The sequence below is a fragment of the Pseudomonas sp. LBUM1658 genome, assembly GCF_059716055.1.
Genome location: NZ_CP166798.1, coordinates 2737483 through 2755253 on the forward strand (window position 1 = coordinate 2737483; position 17771 = coordinate 2755253).

Consider the following 17771-nt stretch of genomic DNA (forward strand, 5'->3'; position numbering starts at 1 on the left):
CATCGTTGCAACGAAACCACCGCGCTAGCTGGCATTGCGCGCCAATGGGATTCTGGCGTTACGGCCAGCCGAACCTGTTCAGGTGTCTTTCACCTGCGGGAGACGGCATCGAACCGGCCTTCCGACAAGCGAGGTTCACCATGCAAGCCCTGGTTCTGGAAAAACAACACACCCTGACAATCCGCGATGTCGATCTGCCGTTGGTCATGGGCCCGGACGATGTGCGAATTCGGGTGCACACCGTCGGCATCTGCGGCAGCGATGTGCATTACTTTACCCATGGCAAAATCGGTCCGTTCGTGGTCGATCAGCCACTGGTGCTCGGGCATGAAGCGGCGGGAACCGTGATCGAGGTCGGCAGCCGCGTACGGCATCTGGTGGTCGGGGACCGGGTGTGCATGGAGCCGGGGATTCCCGACCCCACCTCGAAAGCCTCACGCCTGGGTCTCTACAACATCGACCCGGCGGTGGTGTTCTGGGCCACGCCGCCGGTGCACGGTTGCCTGACGCCGGAAGTGATTCATCCGGCAGCCTTTGCCTACAAGCTTGCGGCTCACGTCAGTTTTGCTGAAGGCGCGCTGGTCGAACCGTTCGCCATCGGCATGCAGGCAGCGGTGAAAGCGCGGATCAAACCCGGCGATGTGGCGGTGGTGATCGGTGCTGGCACTATCGGCATCATGACCGCTCTGGCGGCGCTCGCAGCCGGGGCTAGCCAGGTGCTGGTATCGGATCTGATGGAAGAAAAACTGGCGATCGCCCGGAGTTACGATGGCATTATTGCGATCAACGTCCGCGAAACCCCATTGCCGGCCAGGGTCGCCGAGTTGACCGACAATTGGGGCGCCGACGTGGTGTTCGAGGCCAGCGGCAGCCCGCGCGCCTATGACGATGCCCTGGCCAGTGTCTGTCCTGGCGGCGCGCTGGTGCTGGTGGGCATGCCGGTCGAACCGGTGGCGTTTGACGTGGTGGCTGCCCAGGCCAAGGAAATCCGTATCGAAACCGTGTTCCGGTATGCCAATGTCTATCAACGGGCGGTAAACCTGATCGCCAGCGGCAAGGTCGATCTGAAACCGCTGGTCTCTGCGACCTTTCCCTTTGCCCGCGGCGTCGAAGCCTTCGAGCGGGCAGCCAGTGCCTTGCCGGGGGATGTAAAGTTGCAAATCAGCTTCGACCCGACCTTGAGTTGACCTGTCAGAACGGAACCCCTGGGTGATGAACAACAAGAAAACAGCGGAAAAGCCCTCCGAACTTGAAGTGATCTTCACCGAGCCACAGCACAGTTTTCGCTGGTACGAGCATGACTACCCGTACCCCTTGGCGCGCTGGAATCATCATCCGCAGTTCGAGATCCATTTGATTCGCCATGGCAGCGGCCGGTTGTTCGCCGGGGACTACATCGGCCACTTCGGCCCTGGGCATCTGGCGTTGATCGGGCCGGGGCTGCCCCATGACTGGATCGGCGACCTGGCGCCCGGCGAACAGATTGTCGGGCGCGATGTGGTGCTGCAGTTCGATGGCGAAAGTTTGTTGAAACTGCGCGAGACCCTGCCGGAACTGGATGAGTTGCAAGGCTTGTTCAGTCGGGCGCGGCAGGGCATCGAATTCAGCGGCGCGACCCGGCGGCAGGCCGCTGAGCTGCTCGAAGAGATTGGCCAAAGTAGCGGGCTGAAGCGCCTTGCGCTGTTTGTCTCGCTGCTGCAAACCCTCAACGAAGCGGGAGCCGGGGAGAGCCGGAGCCTGGCCAGTCAGCAATACGCGCCGATGCTCGACAGCCTGACCTCCGAACGCATGGTCCAGGTCTTCGATTACATCCTCAAGGATCTGCACGAAGAGCTGCGCATGTCGGTGATCGCCCGCCAATTGGAGATGAGCGAGCCGGCCTTTTCACGGTTCTTCAAACGCACCACCGGACACACCTTCGTCGACCTGACTCGCAAGCTGCGAGTCCAGCGCGCCTGCCGCCTGTTGCTGCAAAGCCGGCTGTCGGTCTCGGACATTTGTTTCGAAGTGGGCTACGCCAACCTGTCGAACTTCAATCGGCACTTTCGCCATGAAATGGCCGAGACACCGTCCGAATATCGCAAGCGCCAGGAACGTGGGCCCCGTCATCCGCAGGTTTAATGGTTGAAAGCCGAGAGAATTTTGGCGCACGCGAGATCGCCAAGATCGCAGCCTGCGGCAGCTCCTACGCCGACCGTATTCACCCTTGGTATCACTGTAGGAGCTGCCGCAGGCTGCGATCTTTTGATCTTCGTTGCCTAACTCAACCACCCATCGGCGGCAATGTCCCCAGCAATGAAACCGCGGCCACAGCTGCAACGCCCAGCAACCACTCGATGATCACACTGGAGCGCAGCGTCGACAGGCGCTGTTCACAGTCTTTCACCCGCAGCCAATTGAACAGCGCCAGCAGCAACATAGCGCCGACGAGGGCGACCTTGATCAGCAGGATCAGCGCAAAACCGGAGAGCAATGGCGTCGGCCAAAAGACTCCGGTGAGTACCCGGACATTGATCAATCCGCTGACTAGCAAACCGGCCACCAGTCCATAACCGATACCGCTGAAGCGTCGCAGTATCACGCCGATCGGTTGGCCGGCCGGTTGTAGCAGGATCAATACCAGCAACATCAATCCGCCGAGCCAGGCGCCGACGCAGGCCAGGTGAATCAGCTGATTGAGGATCAACAACTGGCCGTCGAGACCGTCGAGCATGGCGCCGTGGCCGACTGGCGCCAGTGTGGCCAGCAGCAGGGTTGTGAGAACCAAGCGTAAGGTAAATGAGGTGTGCAATCGGGTCATCAGGCACACGACCAGCAACAGATTGAACAGCAGGTGCCAGCTCCAGACCTGTCCGAAAAAGGTCTTGCTCAGGACTAATTGCACGGTCGGCAGGTCAAGCGCCGCCGGCCATGACCCGGCCATGCTGGCGGTGATCAGCAGCAGCCAACAGAGCCCGCTGACCAGGGCCAACGAGGCGAGTAGCTTTGTCACGCTGGCGAGGCGTCGATCCAGAGTTGAGAGCGCATCGGTAAGCGGCGCCCGATCCAACAGCAAGGGCCGCAAGACCCAGGCGCCAAACAGCATCAACACCACAGCGAAATGCAGGAAACGGCACAGCACCAGCATGTTCGACATGGGTTATTGGCCGACCTTGAAGCTGTATTTACCTTCGCTTTTGTGGGTGTCGACCGATACCGCATGCCACTCGACCTTGTACTCACCGGCTGCCAGTGGTTCTGCCGGGGTCACGATCAGGGTCTTTTTGTCGGCGGCTTCGGTGGCGATGCTTTTGATCGGCACTTCAGCGCCATTCTTGCTCAGACTGACTTTGGTGAAGCTCGCTTCAACCCCTTCGGAGAACATCAGGCGCAATTCCTTGGGCGCAACAGCGGTGCCCTCGGCGGCCGGTGTCGCGCTTTCCAGATGGGCGTGGGCGAACACCGAAGAGGCAGCGAGCAGCGAGCTCAGCAAGGCTGCGCTGGTCAGGAATTTTTTGATAATCATCGTAGGCACCTTCAATGAGTGCAACGGGAACGTTAATAGAACATGAAGCGCCAGAGGAGCGAAACGCCTCTTGGGCTTTTCACGTACGAAGTTTCGTTTTCGCCTGTCGCCCCGAGCTAGAGCGGATGCTAGTCTTGATCAACGCTGTAGCCAGGGAGCCCTCATGGGCAATCACAAGATCGAGATTCGTCGCAGTAACGTCGAGAAAATTCTGCTGGCGGCGGAAAAAATCTTCGCCGAGAAGGGCTATGGCAGCACGGCGATGGCGGATATTGCCAGGGAAGTGCAATTGCCGCGCTCCAACCTGCACTACTACTTCAGCACCAAAAGCGAGTTGTACAGCGCGGTGTTGTTCGACTTGCTGGAAGTCTGGAAGCAGGACGCACTGTGCTTCGAGATGTTCGATGATCCGCGGGTGGTGCTCAGCAGCTATATCCGCGCCAAGATGAACCATTCCCGCAGCCGGCCTTATGGCTCGAAAGTCTGGGCCAATGAAATCATCCACGGTGCACCGACCCTGGGCGAGGCACTGGATGCCAGCCTGTACGACTGGGCGAAGATGAAGGAAGCGAAGATTCGTCAGTGGGTGGAAGACAAACGCATCCTCGCGGTGGAGCCCTCGAGCCTGCTGTACATGATCTGGGCCTCGACCCAGCATTACGCCGACTTCGATCACCAGGTGATGATCCTCAATGATCACCAGCCACTGTCGGACATGCAGTTCGAACGGGCGGTGCAGACGGTGACCAGTGTGATTCTTCGGGGGATCGGGTTGGAGCCTTGAGGGGTGTGGTGTGGCTGAGGGCCCCATCGCGAGCAAGCTCGCTCCCACATTGGATCTTCAGTAGACACATAATTTGTGTGCAACTGCGACCCATTGTGGGAGCGAGCTTGCTCCGGGCGGCGTTCCGACGATAGCGGCGGATCAGACAACAAACATCTCGGCTCAACCCGCCACGTGATACGGATTCCTCGGATCATGATTCCAGTCCAGGAACGGCTTGCCGCTGTCGACGGGCACCATCTCGATGCAGTCCTGAACCGGGCAGGTGATCTGGCACAGGTTGCAGCCCACGCACTCGTCGTCGATCACTTGATATTTATGGGTGCCGTCAGGCTGCGTGAGGCTGGCGATGGCCTGGTGTGCGGTGTCTTCGCAGGCGATGTGGCAGCGGCCGCAACCGATGCAGGCTTGCTGGTCGATCCTGGCAATGATCTGGTAGTTCATGTCCAGGTACTTCCAGTCCGTAGTATTGCCCACCGCCAGCCCCGAAAACTCCTGCAGGTTGGCGTAGCCCTGACTGTCCATCCAGCGTGACAGACCGTCCTTCATTTCTTCGACTATGCGAAAGCCATGCAGCATCGCCGCCGTGCACACCTGAACCGCGCCACTGCCCAGGGCGATGAATTCGGCCGCATCGCGCCAACTGCCTATCCCGCCAATGCCGCAAATCGGCAGACCCCGGGTTTGTGGGTCGCGGGCGATTTCCGCGACCATGTTCAGCGCAATAGGTTTAACCGCGGAGCCGCAGTAGCCACCGTGGGTGCTTTGGCTGCCGACCATCGGGCGGGCGACCATGCGCTCCAGGTCGATGCTGGTGATGGAGTTGATGGTGTTGATCAGCGACACCGCATCGGCGCCACCACGATGGGCCGCACGGGCAGCCAGGCGGATGTCGGTGATGTTCGGCGTCAGTTTGACGATCACTGGCAGCGAGCAGTAAGTCTTGCACCAGCGGGTCACTTGCTCGACGTATTCCGGCACCTGACCGACCGCCGCGCCCATGCCGCGCTCGGGCATGCCGTGGGGGCAGCCGAAGTTCAGCTCGATGCCGTCGGCACCCGTGGCCTCCACCAGCGGCAGGATGGCTTTCCACGACTCTTCGACGCAGGGCACCATCAGGGACACGATCAGCGCGCGGTCCGGCCAGTCCTTTTTGACCTGGGTGATTTCCCGCAGATTGATCTCCAGCGAGCGGTCGGTGATCAGCTCGATATTGTTGAAACCCATGACTTCACGGTTGGCACCGAAGTGCGCGGAGTAGCGTGACGAGACGTTGACCGCCGCCGGATCCTCCCCGAGGGTTTTCCAGACCACGCCACCCCAGCCAGCCTCGAAGGCGCGGACTACGTTGTAGGCTTTGTCGGTGGGCGGCGCGGAGGCCAGCCAGAATGGATTGGGGGCTTTGATACCGGCGAAGACTATCGAGAGATCGGCCATTTACGCAGCCTCCACATTGAGCATGAGTTGGGCATTGATGGCTTCGGCGGCCAGCTTGCCGTGTTGCACGGCCTGGACGGTGAGGTCCTGATCGAGGCTGGTGCAGTCGCCGCCGGCATACACCCCGGGGATACTGGTACGCAGCTGCTCGTCCACCAGAATGCGCTCGCCCTGGCGCTTCAGTTCACGGGCCAGCGGGTCGCTGAGCGCTGAGTCGTCGAAGGCCTGGCCGATGGCTTTGAAGATCCCGTCGGCGGCCAGCTCGAAGGTCTCGCCGGTGGTCTGCAAACGGCCTTCCAGCATTCGCGTGCGGGCAAAGCGCATGCCGCGGACCTGGCCCTGTTCATCGAGCAGCACTTCTTCAGGCTGGGCCCAGGTCAGCAGGCGGACCTGATTGGCCTTGGCGATGTGCTGCTCGTGTTCGGTGGCGCCCATGTCCTCCAGGCCGCGGCGATACACCAGGTTTACGTCGCGGGCACCGAGGCGAGCCATCTGCACTGCCATGTCGATTGCGGTGTTGCCGGCGCCGAGGACGATGCAGCGATCGGCCAGTGGCAGTTGACTCAGGTCATCGGCCTGGCGCAGTTCGCGGATGTAGTCGGTGGCGGCGAGCATGCCCGGGGCGTCTTCGTGGGCCAGACCGAGTTGTCTGCTGGCGGCCAGGCCGAGGCCGAGAAACACCGAATCGAACTGCTGATGCAGTTCGGTGAGACTGAGGTTGTCACCGAGTTTTTGCCCGTGGCGAATCTCGATTCCGCCGATGCCCAGCAGAAACTCCAGCTCACGCTGAGCGAAGTCGTCCACCAGTTTGTACTTGGCTATCCCGTATTCGTTAAGGCCGCCGGCCTTTTCCCTGGCCTCGAAAATCACCACATCATGGCCATGCATCGCCGAACGGTGGGCGCAGGACAAACCTGCCGGCCCGGCCCCGACCACCGCGATGCGTTTGCCGGTCGGCGCTGCACGCTGGAACGGATGTTCGCTGAACTGTGCGTTGTCCACCGCGTAGCGTTGCAACAGGCCGATCAGCACTGGCGCGCACTCTTGAGCGTTGTTACGCACGCAGGCTTGCTGGCAGAGGATCTCGGTCGGACAGACCCGGGCGCAACTGCCGCCGAGGATGTTTGCCGAGAGGATCTTCTGCGCGGCGCCCTGAACGTTTTCCTGATGGATATTGCGGATGAACGACGGGATATCGATCTCGCTCGGGCAGGCATTGACGCAGGGCGCGTCATAGCAATACAGGCAGCGCGAGGCTTCCAGATGGGCCTGGCGGGCGTTGAGCGGCGGTGCCAGATCGGTGAAATGGCCGGCAAGGGCGACCGCGTCCTCGTGGGGATGCGGGAGGTGGTTCAGGGTCTTGATCACGGTGTTGGCCTCACTTTTTTGTGGGTTGCCTCTAGCGGGCATTGATTTGCACACATCGCTGAAATTGAACTCGGTCCCTGTAGGAGCTGCCGAAGGCTGCGATCTTTAAGGCAGACGCCACGGTTTCGGCCTCAATCGCCAAAATCAAGATCAAAAGATCGCAGCCTGCGGCAGCTCCTACGGTTTGGTGGCCTTAACGCTTCACAGCAACCGGCTTGTGCAACTCAGCCCGCTTACTCAGCAAATCAAACACCGCCGGATAAGCCGGACGCTCGATGTAGCGCCCGGCACCGCGTTCGGCCCGCAGGTCGCCGTCGGCCCAAACCAGCCGGCCCTGGCTGATGGTGTGGCTGGGTACGCCGCGCACGGTCTTGCCTTCGAAGATGTTGAAGTCGACCTGCTGATGGTGAGTCTTGGCCGAAATGGTCCGGGTGCCTTCCGGGTCCCAGAGCACCAGGTCGGCATCGGCGCCGACGCGAATCGAGCCTTTGCGCGGGTAGAGGTTGAAGATCTTCGCGGCGTTGGTGGAGGTCAGGCCTACGAAGTCCTGCATCGACAGCCGTCCGCTGTTGACCCCTTCATCCCAGAGCACGGCCATACGGTCTTCGATACCGGCGGTGCCGTTGGGGATCTTGCTGAAGTCGTCGCGACCGGCGGCTTTCTGCTCGGCGCAGAAGCAGCAATGGTCGGTGGCGGTGGTGTGCAGGTTGCCTGATTGCAGGCCCTGCCACAGCGCTTCTTGATGGCCGCGAGGGCGAAAGGGCGGGCTCATCACGTAACCGGCGGCGGTCTGCCAGTCCGGGTGCTGGTAGACGCTGTCGTCCAGCAGCAGATGCCCGGCCAGGACTTCGCCATAGACTGGCTGGCCCTTGCGGCGCGCATAGGTGATTTCATCCAGCGCCTCGCGGGTCGAGACGTGGACCAGATACAGCGGAGTACCGAGGGTTTCGGCGATACGGATCGCCCGGCTGGCGGCTTCGCCTTCAACCTGGGATGGCCGCGACAAGGGATGAGCTTCAGGGCCGGTCATACCCTGGGCCATCAGTTTGCGTTGCAGGTGATAAACCAGTTCGCCGTTTTCCGCGTGCACCGTCGGTATCGCGCCAAGCTCCAGGCAGCGTTCGAAACTCGCCACCAAGGTATCGTCGGCGGCCATGATCGCGTTCTTGTAGGCCATGAAATGCTTGAAGCTGTTCACCCCATGCTGGCTGACCAGTTCGGCCATTTCCTCGCGAACCTGTTCGCTCCACCAGGTAATGGCGACGTGAAAACCGTAGTCCGCGGCGGACTTCTCGGCCCAGCCGCGCCACTGGTGAAAAGCCTCCATCAACGATTGCTGCGGGTTGGGAATCACGAAGTCGATGATCGAGGTGGTACCACCGGCAAGCCCGGCCGCGGTGCCGCTGAAAAAGTCTTCGCTGGCAACGGTGCCCATGAAGGGCAGTTGCATATGGGTATGTGGGTCGATGCCGCCGGGCATCAGGTATTGACCGCTGCCATCGAGCACTTCGCAGTCCGCCGGAACATCCAGGTTACTACCAATTGCCTGGATCAAACCTTCAGCGCACAGCACGTCGGCGCGGTAACTTTCATCATGGGTAACAACGGTGGCACCACGGATCAACAGTGACATTGCGAGTTCCTCACGGGCTTGACCGGCTGATGCCAGTTCTTGGTGTTGTAGTTGCGGCGAGCTGCGGGAAGTTGTATTCCTGTCAGCGCTGTCAGGAATAGACGCTAGCTGGAGTTATTGGATTGAGCAAGATTATTTTTTATAAGCTTATATTGAATATAACTTGTTGAAAAATATTGAATAAATATTAAAAACACCAAAATGGTGAGGTCCCTCACCATTTTGACGCACTTGACAGGAACCAAATATGGTCAAGATTTCTTATGTGAAATCAGCTGCTTGAGCTATGCCTATGGGCGAGTGGAAAGTTTTGAAGAAACAGTGTTGCACCAGATTGAGTCCCGACTGATCGGCCAACTTGCCTGACATTGCGCCTGAGTGATGGAGCAAGTAACCCTGGACTCAATGAGTTACTGAATAAAACTGATAAACATCAGTTGTTTACATGGATTTCACGAAACTGGCAGACGCGCAAACGGGATATCCGGCACGTTTATTGAGTGCCGCCGCTGCGACGTTGGCCGGTTCGTGAAAGTCGTAAGTACTCCGGCCATCGCCCGGTTTGCGCTGCAATTCGCCAATCGGTCCGATGAGCAAAACAATCAAAAGAACAGTGGAGCGGCCATGCACCAGATCAGATCGCAAGTGACCGAGCGCGACGGCTTGTACGAGCTCGAGGCCGGCAGCGACGTCCTCGACAGTCCCCGTTATAACCACGATATCGCGCCGACCAAGGTGCACGAACGAACCTGGAACAAATGGCACATCACGGCGCTCTGGGTCGGCATGGCGATCTGCGTGCCGACCTATACCCTCGGCGGGGTGCTCACTGCGTATTTCGGGCTGTCGGTCGGTGAGGCGCTGCTGGCGATTCTGTTCGCCAACATCATCGTGCTGATCCCCTTGACCCTGAATGCCTTCGCCGGCACCAAGTACGGCATCCCGTTTCCGGTGCTGCTGCGCTCGTCATTCGGGGTGATCGGCTCCAATGTGCCGTGTCTGATCCGGGCCCTGGTGGCCTGCGGCTGGTTCGGTATCCAGACGATGTTCGGCGGCCTGGCCATTCACCTGTTTCTGGGTTCGGTGTTCGATGGCTGGAAGGCCCTGGGCGGCACCGGTGAGGTGATCGGTTTCATGCTGTTCTGGGTACTCAACCTGTGGGTGGTGTTGCGCGGCGCCGAATCGATCAAGTGGCTGGAAACCCTGTCCGCACCGCTGCTGGTGCTGGTGGGCGCGGGCTTGCTGTTCTGGGCCTTGCCGAACGTCTCGTTGAGCGAACTGATGGCGCAACCGCCGAAACGCCCGGAAGGCGCTGGAGTGGCGAGTTACTTCATGGCCGGGCTGACCGCCATGGTGGGGTTCTGGGCAACCCTGTCACTGAACATCCCGGACTTCAGCCGCTACGCAAAAAGCCAGAAAGACCAGATCGTCGGGCAGATCATCGGCCTGCCGCTGACCATGTTCCTGTTCGCCGCGCTGGGTGTGGTGATGACCGCGGCCTCAGCCAAGCTGGTGGGGGTGACAGTTTCCGATCCGGTGACCCTGATCGGTCATATTCAAAGCCCGTTCTGGGTGGCGCTGGCCATGTTTGTGATCATCGTTGCGACCTTGTCCACCAACACCGCGGCGAACATTGTTTCGCCGACCAACGACTTCCAGAACATCGCGCCAAAACTGATCAACCGGACCAAAGCCGTGATGTTGACCGGGCTGGTGGGCCTGGCATTGATGGCCCACGAACTGCTGAAAAAACTCGGTTTGCTGGTCTCCGATATCAGCCTGGAAACGGTCTATTCCAACTGGTTGCTGGGTTATTCCAGCTTGCTCGGGCCGATCGCCGGGATCATGGTGGTGGACTATTTCCTGATCAAGAAACAGCAGCTCGACCTGGCCGGCCTCTATCGTGACGACGTGTATCCGGCATGGAACTGGAACGGTTTTATCGCCTTCAGCATCCCGGTGGCGCTGACCCTGATGTCGTTGGGCAGCGACGCCTTCAGCTGGTTCTACAGCTACGGCTGGTTCACCGGCTCGGCGTTGGGCGGGTTGTTGTATTACGGGTTGTGCATGATGGGTCGTAGTGACACTGCGGTGGCCAAGACACCGGTGTGACGAGCGCAAAACCTGTGGCGAGGGAGCTTGCTCTCGCTGGGGCGCGAAGCGGCCCTAAAACCGGCAATCGCGGTTTTTCAGGTAGAACGCATCAGCCGGTTTTACGACTGCTTCGCAGCCGAACGGGGGCAAGCCCCCTCGCCACAGCAAGCCCCCTCGCCACAGTTAATCGCCGGACCATAGATTTGATTGAGCCCCGAAATTCGGATTCGCCTGATAAAACCATAATAATTGCCTGAGGAGATCATCATGAACGCTGCCCTTGACGTTCTGCAGTCCAGCCATCAGCACATCAACCGCGACCGTCTGTGGCAGTCGCTGATGGAACTGGCCAAGCTCGGCGCCACGGTCAAGGGCGGCGTCTGTCGCCTGGCCCTGACCGACCTCGACCGCCAGGCTCGCGACATCTTCGTGCGATGGTGCGAAGAGGCGGGCTGCACCGTGAGCATCGACGCCGTCGGCAACATCTTCGCCCGTCGTCCCGGGCGCAATCCGGACCTGCCGCCGGTGATGACCGGCAGCCATATCGACACCCAGCCTACCGGTGGCAAATTCGACGGCTGCTTCGGCGTGCTGGCCGGTGTCGAAGTGCTGCGCACCCTCAATGACCTGGGCATCGAAACCGAAGCGCCACTGGAAGTGGTGGTTTGGACCAACGAAGAAGGTTCGCGATTTGCTCCATGCATGATGGGCTCTGGAGTGTTCGCCGAGAAATTCACCCTGGAGGAAACCCTGGCCAAGACCGATGCCCAAGGCGTGACCGTCGGCGAAGCGCTGAACGCCATTGGCTATGCCGGCAGTCGCCAGGTCAGCGGCCATGCGGTCGGAGCCTATTTCGAAGCCCATATCGAGCAAGGACCGATCCTTGAGGATGAGCGCAAAACCATAGGCGTAGTCATGGGCGCGCTGGGGCAAAAGTGGTTCGATCTCAAACTCAAGGGCGTTGAAGCCCATGCCGGTCCGACCCCGATGCACCTGCGCAAGGACGCACTGGTCGGCGCGGCGGTGATAGTGTCTGCCGTCAATCGCGTCGCTTTGGGTCATCAACCCCATGCCTGCGGCACCGTCGGTTGCCTGCAAGCTTACCCCGGCTCGCGCAACGTGATTCCCGGCGAAGTGCGCATGACCCTGGATTTTCGTCACCTGGAGCCCGCGCGGCTGGACTCGATGATTGCCGAGGTCAAACAGGTGATCGACACCACCTGCCAGAAACACGGCCTGAGTTTCGAACTGACACCGACCGCCGATTTCCCACCGCTGTATTTCGACAAGGGCTGCGTCGATGCCGTTCGGGGTGCCGCACAAGGCTTGGGTCTGTCGCACATGGACATCGTCAGCGGCGCCGGGCATGACGCGATCTTCCTTGCCGAACTGGGCCCGGCCGGGATGATCTTCGTGCCATGCGAAGGCGGCATCAGCCACAACGAAATCGAAAACGCCACGCCGGACGATCTGGCGGCCGGCTGCGCAGTATTGTTGCGGGCAATGCTGGCGGCGTCGGCGTCGATTGCCGACGGCCAGTTGGCGGCTTGAAAGACTGAAATCTGATGGGATTGGCAAGTGGGATTCGAAGCACGGGTTGCTTCGAATCCCAGCGCCCTCAGCTACACTTCACTGACCTTGACCCAGCGCTGCTCCAGCGCGGCCAGGCGAATGGCGGTCGCCAATCGCTCCACTTCCCAGGCTTCTTCAAAGTCGGTACCACTTGAAGCTTGCCCGGCCAGCGCCATGATCAGCCCGTGCACCTCCAGCGTCTTCAACTCGTTGTAACCCAACTGATGCCCCGGCGCCGGACTGAAAGCGGCATAACCGGGCAGGGAAGGGTCGGCCAGTAAACGCTGAAAGCCGTCCTGACCGGCACGGCACAGGCGCAATTCATTCAAGCGCTCCTGATCGAACGCCAGGGTGCCGCGAGTACCGCTGATCTCGAAGCTCAGGTGATTCTTGTAGCCATGCTTGAGCCAACTGCTGCTGAAGGTACCGCGCGCCCCGTTGGCGAAACGCAGCAGGGCATGGGCCTGGTCATCCACGGCGATGCTGCGTGGTTCATGACTGCCCGCCGTAGCAGGCCGTTGCCGGTGCACCGTCTGGGTGTCGGCACACACCGCTTCCACATCACCGACCAGATACCGGGCCATCGCCAGCAAATGACTGCCCAGATCCGCCAGCGCGCCACCGGCATGCTGCGCTTCGCAACGCCACGACCATGGCGACTGTGGGTCAGCCATGAAGTCTTCGCTGAACTCGCCCTGAAAACTGATGATCTCGCCGAGCTCGCCGCTCTGAATCAGTTCACGGGCCAGGCCAATGATCGGGTTGTGCTGATAGTTGTAACCGACCCGCGTCACCACGCCGGCGGCCTTGGCGGCGCGACGCATCTGGTCGGCCTGTTCGAGGCTGACCGCCAGAGGCTTTTCGCAATACACGGATTTTCCCGCGGCCAGGGCGGCCATGGCCATGGGGTAGTGCAGGTGGTTGGGCGTGGTGATGGCGACGACGTTGACCTTTGGATCGTCGATCAGTCGTTGCCAGTCGCCATGGGCTTTTTCAAAGCCCCAGGCCTTGGCGCAGTGCTCGGCGCGCTGGCTGTCGGCGTCGGCCAGGGCGGCTAGACGCAGGTGCATGGGCAGTTCGAATACCGCACTGACGTTGCGAAAGGCCAGGGCGTGGGCGCGGCCCATGAAGCCTGTGCCGATCAAGCCGATTCCGAGTTCGCGCATGGTGGGGTCCTTTTGGATTATTGTTTTCGGGAGGACTATTAATGGAATAAAAATTCGTAATATTCAATAGATGGAATAAATATTCATTTGGTTGGTGTGGCCCCCTGTAGGAGCTGCCGAAGGCTGCGATCTTTTGATCTTGGCTTTCGTCGGGCGGTCCCAATACCATCCACCGCGGTTTGTCAGTTGGAACGTGTCTGCCGGTTTTACGACTGCTGCGCCCGAGCGCGGACCGGCCAGCGGGAGCAAGCGCCCTCGCCACAATTAATCACCAGTCGATAGATTTCCGTTAACTGACTGGCATTGGGGCAAGCCAGCTCACACAGGTATCTGGATACACCAATGGATATGCATCCAACCCAAACAAAAAGGCAGCCCGAAGGCTGCCTCTTGTTCACCCCAAACCCGCTTCAATCAGGACAAAAACCCACCATCCACATTCAGCGAAACCCCAGTGGTATAGCTCGATGCCTCACTGGCCAGATACAACACCGCGCCCGCCATTTCACTCGGCGCAGCCACTCGCTTGAGCGGAATCTGCTGCAGGGCGGTATTGAGAATCGCGTCGTTCTTCACCAGCGCCGAAGCGAACTTGGTGTCGGTCAGGCCCGGTAGCAAGGCGTTGCAGCGGATGCCGTACTCCGCGCATTCCTTGGCGAAGACCTTGGTCATGTTGATCACCGCGGCCTTGGTCATCGAGTAGATGCCCTGGAAGATGCCCGGCGAGATGCCGTTGATCGAGGCGACGTTGATGATGCTGCCGCCACCGTTTTCGCGCATCAGCTTGCCGGCTTCCACCGACATGAAGAAGTAGCCGCGGATGTTCACGTCGACGGTTTTCTGGAATGCGCTGAGGTCGGTATCCAGCACATTGCAGAACTGCGGGTTGGTCGCGGCGTTGTTGACCAGGATATCCAGGCGCCCGAATTGCTCGCGAATCCCGGCGAAGACCTGGCTGATCTGTTCCATTTCACCGATGTGGCAAGCAACGGCCGTGGCTTTGCCACCATCGGCGATGATCGCATCGGCCACATGCTGGCAACCGTCGAGTTTGCGGCTCGAGACGATCACGTGGGCGCCTTGCTGGGCCAGCAGTTTGGCGATGGCTTCGCCGATACCGCGGCTGGCGCCGGAAACGAAAGCGATCTTGCCGTCGAGGTCGAACAACTGAGTCTTGGACATGGTTTTTCCTTGTTGTATGCCAGGCGCGAGGACGCGCAGTCAGAGGCTGGATTTGTGGATGACTTGCAGGCTCATCTGCTCCAGCAGTTTGTTCATCTGAATGAACTGCGCGAAGCGTTTGTCCTGGGTCTGGCCATGGAAGAAGCGGTAGTAGATTTGCTGCACGATACCGGCCAGGCGGAACAGCCCGTAGGTGTAGTAGAAATCGAAGTTGTCGATCTGGATGCCTGCGCGTTCGGCGTAGTAATCGACGAACTGGCGGCGAGTCAACATGCCGGGCGCATGGCTCGGCTGGCGGCGCATCAGTTGCACCGGTGCCGGGTCGGCGGCTTCGATCCAGTAGGCGAGGGTGTTGCCCAGGTCCATCAGCGGATCGCCGAGGGTGGTCAGTTCCCAGTCCAGCACACCGATGATCTGCATCGGGTTGTTCGGGTCGAGGATCACATTGTCGAAACGATAGTCGTTGTGCACGATGCTCGAAGTCGGATGGTCGGCGGGCATCTTGTCGTTGAGCCAGGCCTTGACCGCTTCCCACTTCGGCGCATCCGGGGTCAGGGCTTTTTCATAACGGTCGCTCCAGCCACGAATCTGCCGCGCCACATATCCTTCGGGTTTACCGAGGTCGGCCAGGCCATAGGCCTTGTAGTCGACCTGATGCAGTTCAACGAACTTGTCGATGAAGCTCTTGCACAGCGCTTCGGTCTTCTGCGCATCGAGGCCCAGTTCCGGCGGCAGGTCGGAGCGCAGGATGATGCCCTTGACCCGCTCCATCACATAGAACTCGGCGCCGATCACCGCTTCGTCGGTGCAATGCACATAGGCTTTCGGGCAGTACGGGAAGCCGTCCTTGAGCTGATTGAGAATGCGGTACTCGCGGCCCATATCGTGTGCGGATTTGGCCTTGTGGCCGAACGGCGGCCGACGCAGGACGAACTCCTGCCCGGGGTATTCCAGCAGGTAGGTCAGATTCGAAGCGCCGCCCGGAAACTGGCTGATCCGTGGCGTCCCGCTCAGGCCGGGAATATGCGCCTTGAGGTACGGGTCGATGAGGTTGATATCGAGTTCTTCGCCGGAGCGGACATCGGTGGACTGATCAGTAAGCGCCATGCTTATCCCTTCTGCTTATTTTGGAGGCCCGACATTATTGTCTAATCTAATGTGCCCGCCCGGGGCCCACAACCGCGGCAAGCCGTTATAGGTGAGCGTGTTGCCGGGCAATCATTGCTTTTGATACAAGCGTTTGAATGCCCTCGGGCCACGGTCATTTCGCTGGCGGCAAGTCGATAGGGGTCAATAATGGGCGCCCGGAGAAATACGCCAGGAGGTTTTCACCCACCAGTTCCACGGTGGCCTGGGTCGCTTCCGGAGACAGCCCGGCGACATGGGGAGTGAGGATTACGTTGCTTAATACCTTGAGCGTTTGCGGCACCTGCGGCTCGGCATCGAATACATCCAGGGCGGCACCGGCGATCCGTCGCTGTTCCAGCGCCGAGATCAGCTCGGCGGTGACTATCACGCTGGCTCGGGCGATGTTGACGATAAAACCGTTGGGCCCCAGAGCGTCCAGCACCTGCCTGTTGATCAGGTGGTGCGTGCCGAGACCGCCGGGAGTGGCGATGATCAGAAAGTCAGAGGCGCGGGCCAGCACGGTGGGAGTGGAACAAAAGCTATAGGGTACGTCACTGCGTAGCTGACGATTGTGGTAACTCACCGTCATGTCGAAGCCGTTCGCCGCGCGTTTGGCGATGGCCATGCCGACGGCACCGAGGCCGAGAATGCCCAGGCGTTTGCCGGCAAGGGAAGGGCGCATGATTTTCGGCCACTCACCGCGCCGGACCGCGGCATCTGCCCGGGGAATGTCGCGTACCAGGGACAGCAGCAGTGCCATGGCATGGTCGGCCACCGACGAAGCATTCATCCCGGCGCCGTTGGTTACGCGGATACCGCGATTGCTGGCAGCCTGCAGGTCGACGTGTTCATAGCCGGCACCGATCACGCAGATGATTTCCAGATGCGGCAGGGCGGCGATTTCTTCGGTGGTCAAACCTAGCGGGCCGCGGGTCAGTACGGCCTTGATCTGGCTGGCGTGGGTGAGGATGGCCTGGGCTCGCTCGGCCGGCGTAGGCGCAAGAATCAGGTGAAAACCGCTGTGTTCGAGGATCGGCAGGTAGTCGTTAATGGTTTCAACCAGTACCAGAACGGTGACGGGCATGCTGCGCTCCTGTGGATTTCAATCGGTGGATTTGCCGAAGTTGTAATTAGTATTTAGCTCATCCTTGGGAGATCGCTAAAAAAAGACTCAAGACTGCTGGTTCCACAGATGATTGACAATGGTAGCTGGCGCGGGCGGTGTGGGTTAAGAGGGTATCTACGCCGACCGCGTACACCTGCGATTGATCGGTTGTACGCACCTGCACGCGGTCGCCGGTGGGCATCACGTCAATGCTGCGCTGCGAGAAACGCCCGGGCCGCGTCGAGGATTTCATCGGACAACGACTCGCCACGAGTGGCGCGCGCCAGGGTCAAGGCGCCGACCATCAGCGAGTACTGCGCCAGCGCGGCTTGTCGGTTGGTGTCGGGGTTGGCGGTTTCCATCAGTGGGGCGAAAGTTTGCAGCAGTGTTTCCAGGCCTTGGGTATAGGTTTGATGCAGCCCGCTTTCGTTGGCTTCGTGGCACATGTCCCCGGCGAAGGCCGCCACCGGACAGCTTTCTGCGGGATTATCGCGATTGGCGGCTGACAGGTAGGGGTCGACGATGGCCTGGCGCGCCGCAGCTTTGTCGGCGCTTTGCTCGATCTTGTCCTGCCAACGCTGCGCCGATTGTTCGAACGCGCGGCCACAGGCCTCATTCGCCAAGGCTTCCTTGGAGTCGAAGTGACCGTAAAAACCGCCATGGGTCAGTCCGGCCGCACCCATCACATCGGCCACGCTGATGCCATGCAGGCCATGTTCGCGGAACAGGCGCGTCGCAGCCTCGGCGATGATTTCGCGGTTGAGTTCGGCTTGCTTGCGGGAGACTCGAGGCATCAG

The 17771-nt window shown here is 60.3% G+C and carries 15 protein-coding genes; 5 read left to right on the top strand and 10 right to left on the bottom strand.

Annotated features, from left to right (window positions below):
• Positions 1–140: 140 nt before the first annotated feature.
• A complete protein-coding gene (locus ACA064_RS12635; RefSeq protein ID WP_497673643.1) occupies positions 141–1187 on the top strand; it encodes an NAD(P)-dependent alcohol dehydrogenase in 1047 nt (348 codons plus the stop codon).
• 25 nt (positions 1188–1212) lie between these two features.
• Positions 1213–2121, top strand: coding sequence for a helix-turn-helix domain-containing protein (locus ACA064_RS12640; protein WP_497673644.1), 909 nt, complete (start codon positions 1213–1215; stop codon positions 2119–2121).
• Positions 2122–2263: 142 nt separating this feature from the next.
• Here the strand turns inward: ACA064_RS12640 and copD are convergent, their stop codons facing one another.
• On the bottom strand, positions 2264–3136 hold the full coding sequence (gene copD, locus ACA064_RS12645) for a copper homeostasis membrane protein CopD (protein WP_497673645.1): 873 nt from the start codon (positions 3134–3136) through the stop codon (positions 2264–2266).
• A 3-nt stretch (positions 3137–3139) separates the two neighbouring features.
• Positions 3140–3505, bottom strand: a complete 366-nt coding sequence (copC, locus tag ACA064_RS12650; protein ID WP_497673646.1) for a copper homeostasis periplasmic binding protein CopC — start codon at positions 3503–3505, stop codon at positions 3140–3142.
• Between the two features lie 163 nt (positions 3506–3668).
• Here copC and ACA064_RS12655 point away from each other — a divergent pair, with 163 nt between their 5' ends.
• Positions 3669–4289, top strand: coding sequence for a TetR/AcrR family transcriptional regulator (locus tag ACA064_RS12655; protein WP_497673647.1), 621 nt, complete (start codon positions 3669–3671; stop codon positions 4287–4289).
• A gap of 162 nt (positions 4290–4451) precedes the next feature.
• On the opposite strand, the gene preA is transcribed toward ACA064_RS12655, so the two are convergent.
• From preA to hydA, 3 genes are all read right to left on the bottom strand, one after another.
• Positions 4452–5726: an NAD-dependent dihydropyrimidine dehydrogenase subunit PreA gene (gene preA, locus ACA064_RS12660; RefSeq protein ID WP_497673648.1), complete on the bottom strand. Its 1275-nt coding sequence runs from the start codon at positions 5724–5726 to the stop codon at positions 4452–4454.
• Entirely contained in the window at positions 5727–7094 is a 1368-nt protein-coding gene (locus ACA064_RS12665) for an NAD(P)-dependent oxidoreductase (protein WP_497673649.1), read from the bottom strand.
• Positions 7095–7287: 193 nt separating this feature from the next.
• Complete coding sequence (gene hydA / locus ACA064_RS12670) at positions 7288–8727, bottom strand: dihydropyrimidinase (RefSeq protein ID WP_497673650.1); 1440 nt, start codon at positions 8725–8727, stop codon at positions 7288–7290.
• A 624-nt stretch (positions 8728–9351) separates the two neighbouring features.
• Between hydA and ACA064_RS12675 the strand changes: the two genes are divergently transcribed.
• Positions 9352–10839, top strand: coding sequence for an NCS1 family nucleobase:cation symporter-1 (locus tag ACA064_RS12675; RefSeq protein WP_497673651.1), 1488 nt, complete (start codon positions 9352–9354; stop codon positions 10837–10839).
• Between the two features lie 249 nt (positions 10840–11088).
• Positions 11089–12372 (top strand): Zn-dependent hydrolase, encoded by a 1284-nt coding sequence (locus ACA064_RS12680; RefSeq protein WP_497673652.1) that lies wholly within the window; start codon positions 11089–11091, stop codon positions 12370–12372.
• 71 nt (positions 12373–12443) lie between these two features.
• Here ACA064_RS12680 and ACA064_RS12685 read toward each other — a convergent pair whose 3' ends face one another.
• From ACA064_RS12685 to ACA064_RS12705, 5 genes are all read right to left on the bottom strand, one after another.
• Complete coding sequence (locus ACA064_RS12685) at positions 12444–13559, bottom strand: Gfo/Idh/MocA family protein (protein ID WP_497673653.1); 1116 nt, start codon at positions 13557–13559, stop codon at positions 12444–12446.
• A gap of 414 nt (positions 13560–13973) precedes the next feature.
• A complete protein-coding gene (locus ACA064_RS12690; RefSeq protein WP_150802742.1) occupies positions 13974–14741 on the bottom strand; it encodes an SDR family oxidoreductase in 768 nt (255 codons plus the stop codon).
• Positions 14742–14780: 39 nt separating this feature from the next.
• Positions 14781–15848, bottom strand: a complete 1068-nt coding sequence (locus ACA064_RS12695) for a phosphotransferase family protein (protein ID WP_497673654.1) — start codon at positions 15846–15848, stop codon at positions 14781–14783.
• Positions 15849–16002: 154 nt separating this feature from the next.
• Entirely contained in the window at positions 16003–16953 is a 951-nt protein-coding gene (locus ACA064_RS12700) for a 2-hydroxyacid dehydrogenase (protein ID WP_497673655.1), read from the bottom strand.
• A gap of 227 nt (positions 16954–17180) precedes the next feature.
• Positions 17181–17768, bottom strand: a complete 588-nt coding sequence (locus ACA064_RS12705; RefSeq protein ID WP_497673656.1) for a TetR/AcrR family transcriptional regulator — start codon at positions 17766–17768, stop codon at positions 17181–17183.
• Positions 17769–17771 lie beyond the last annotated feature (3 nt).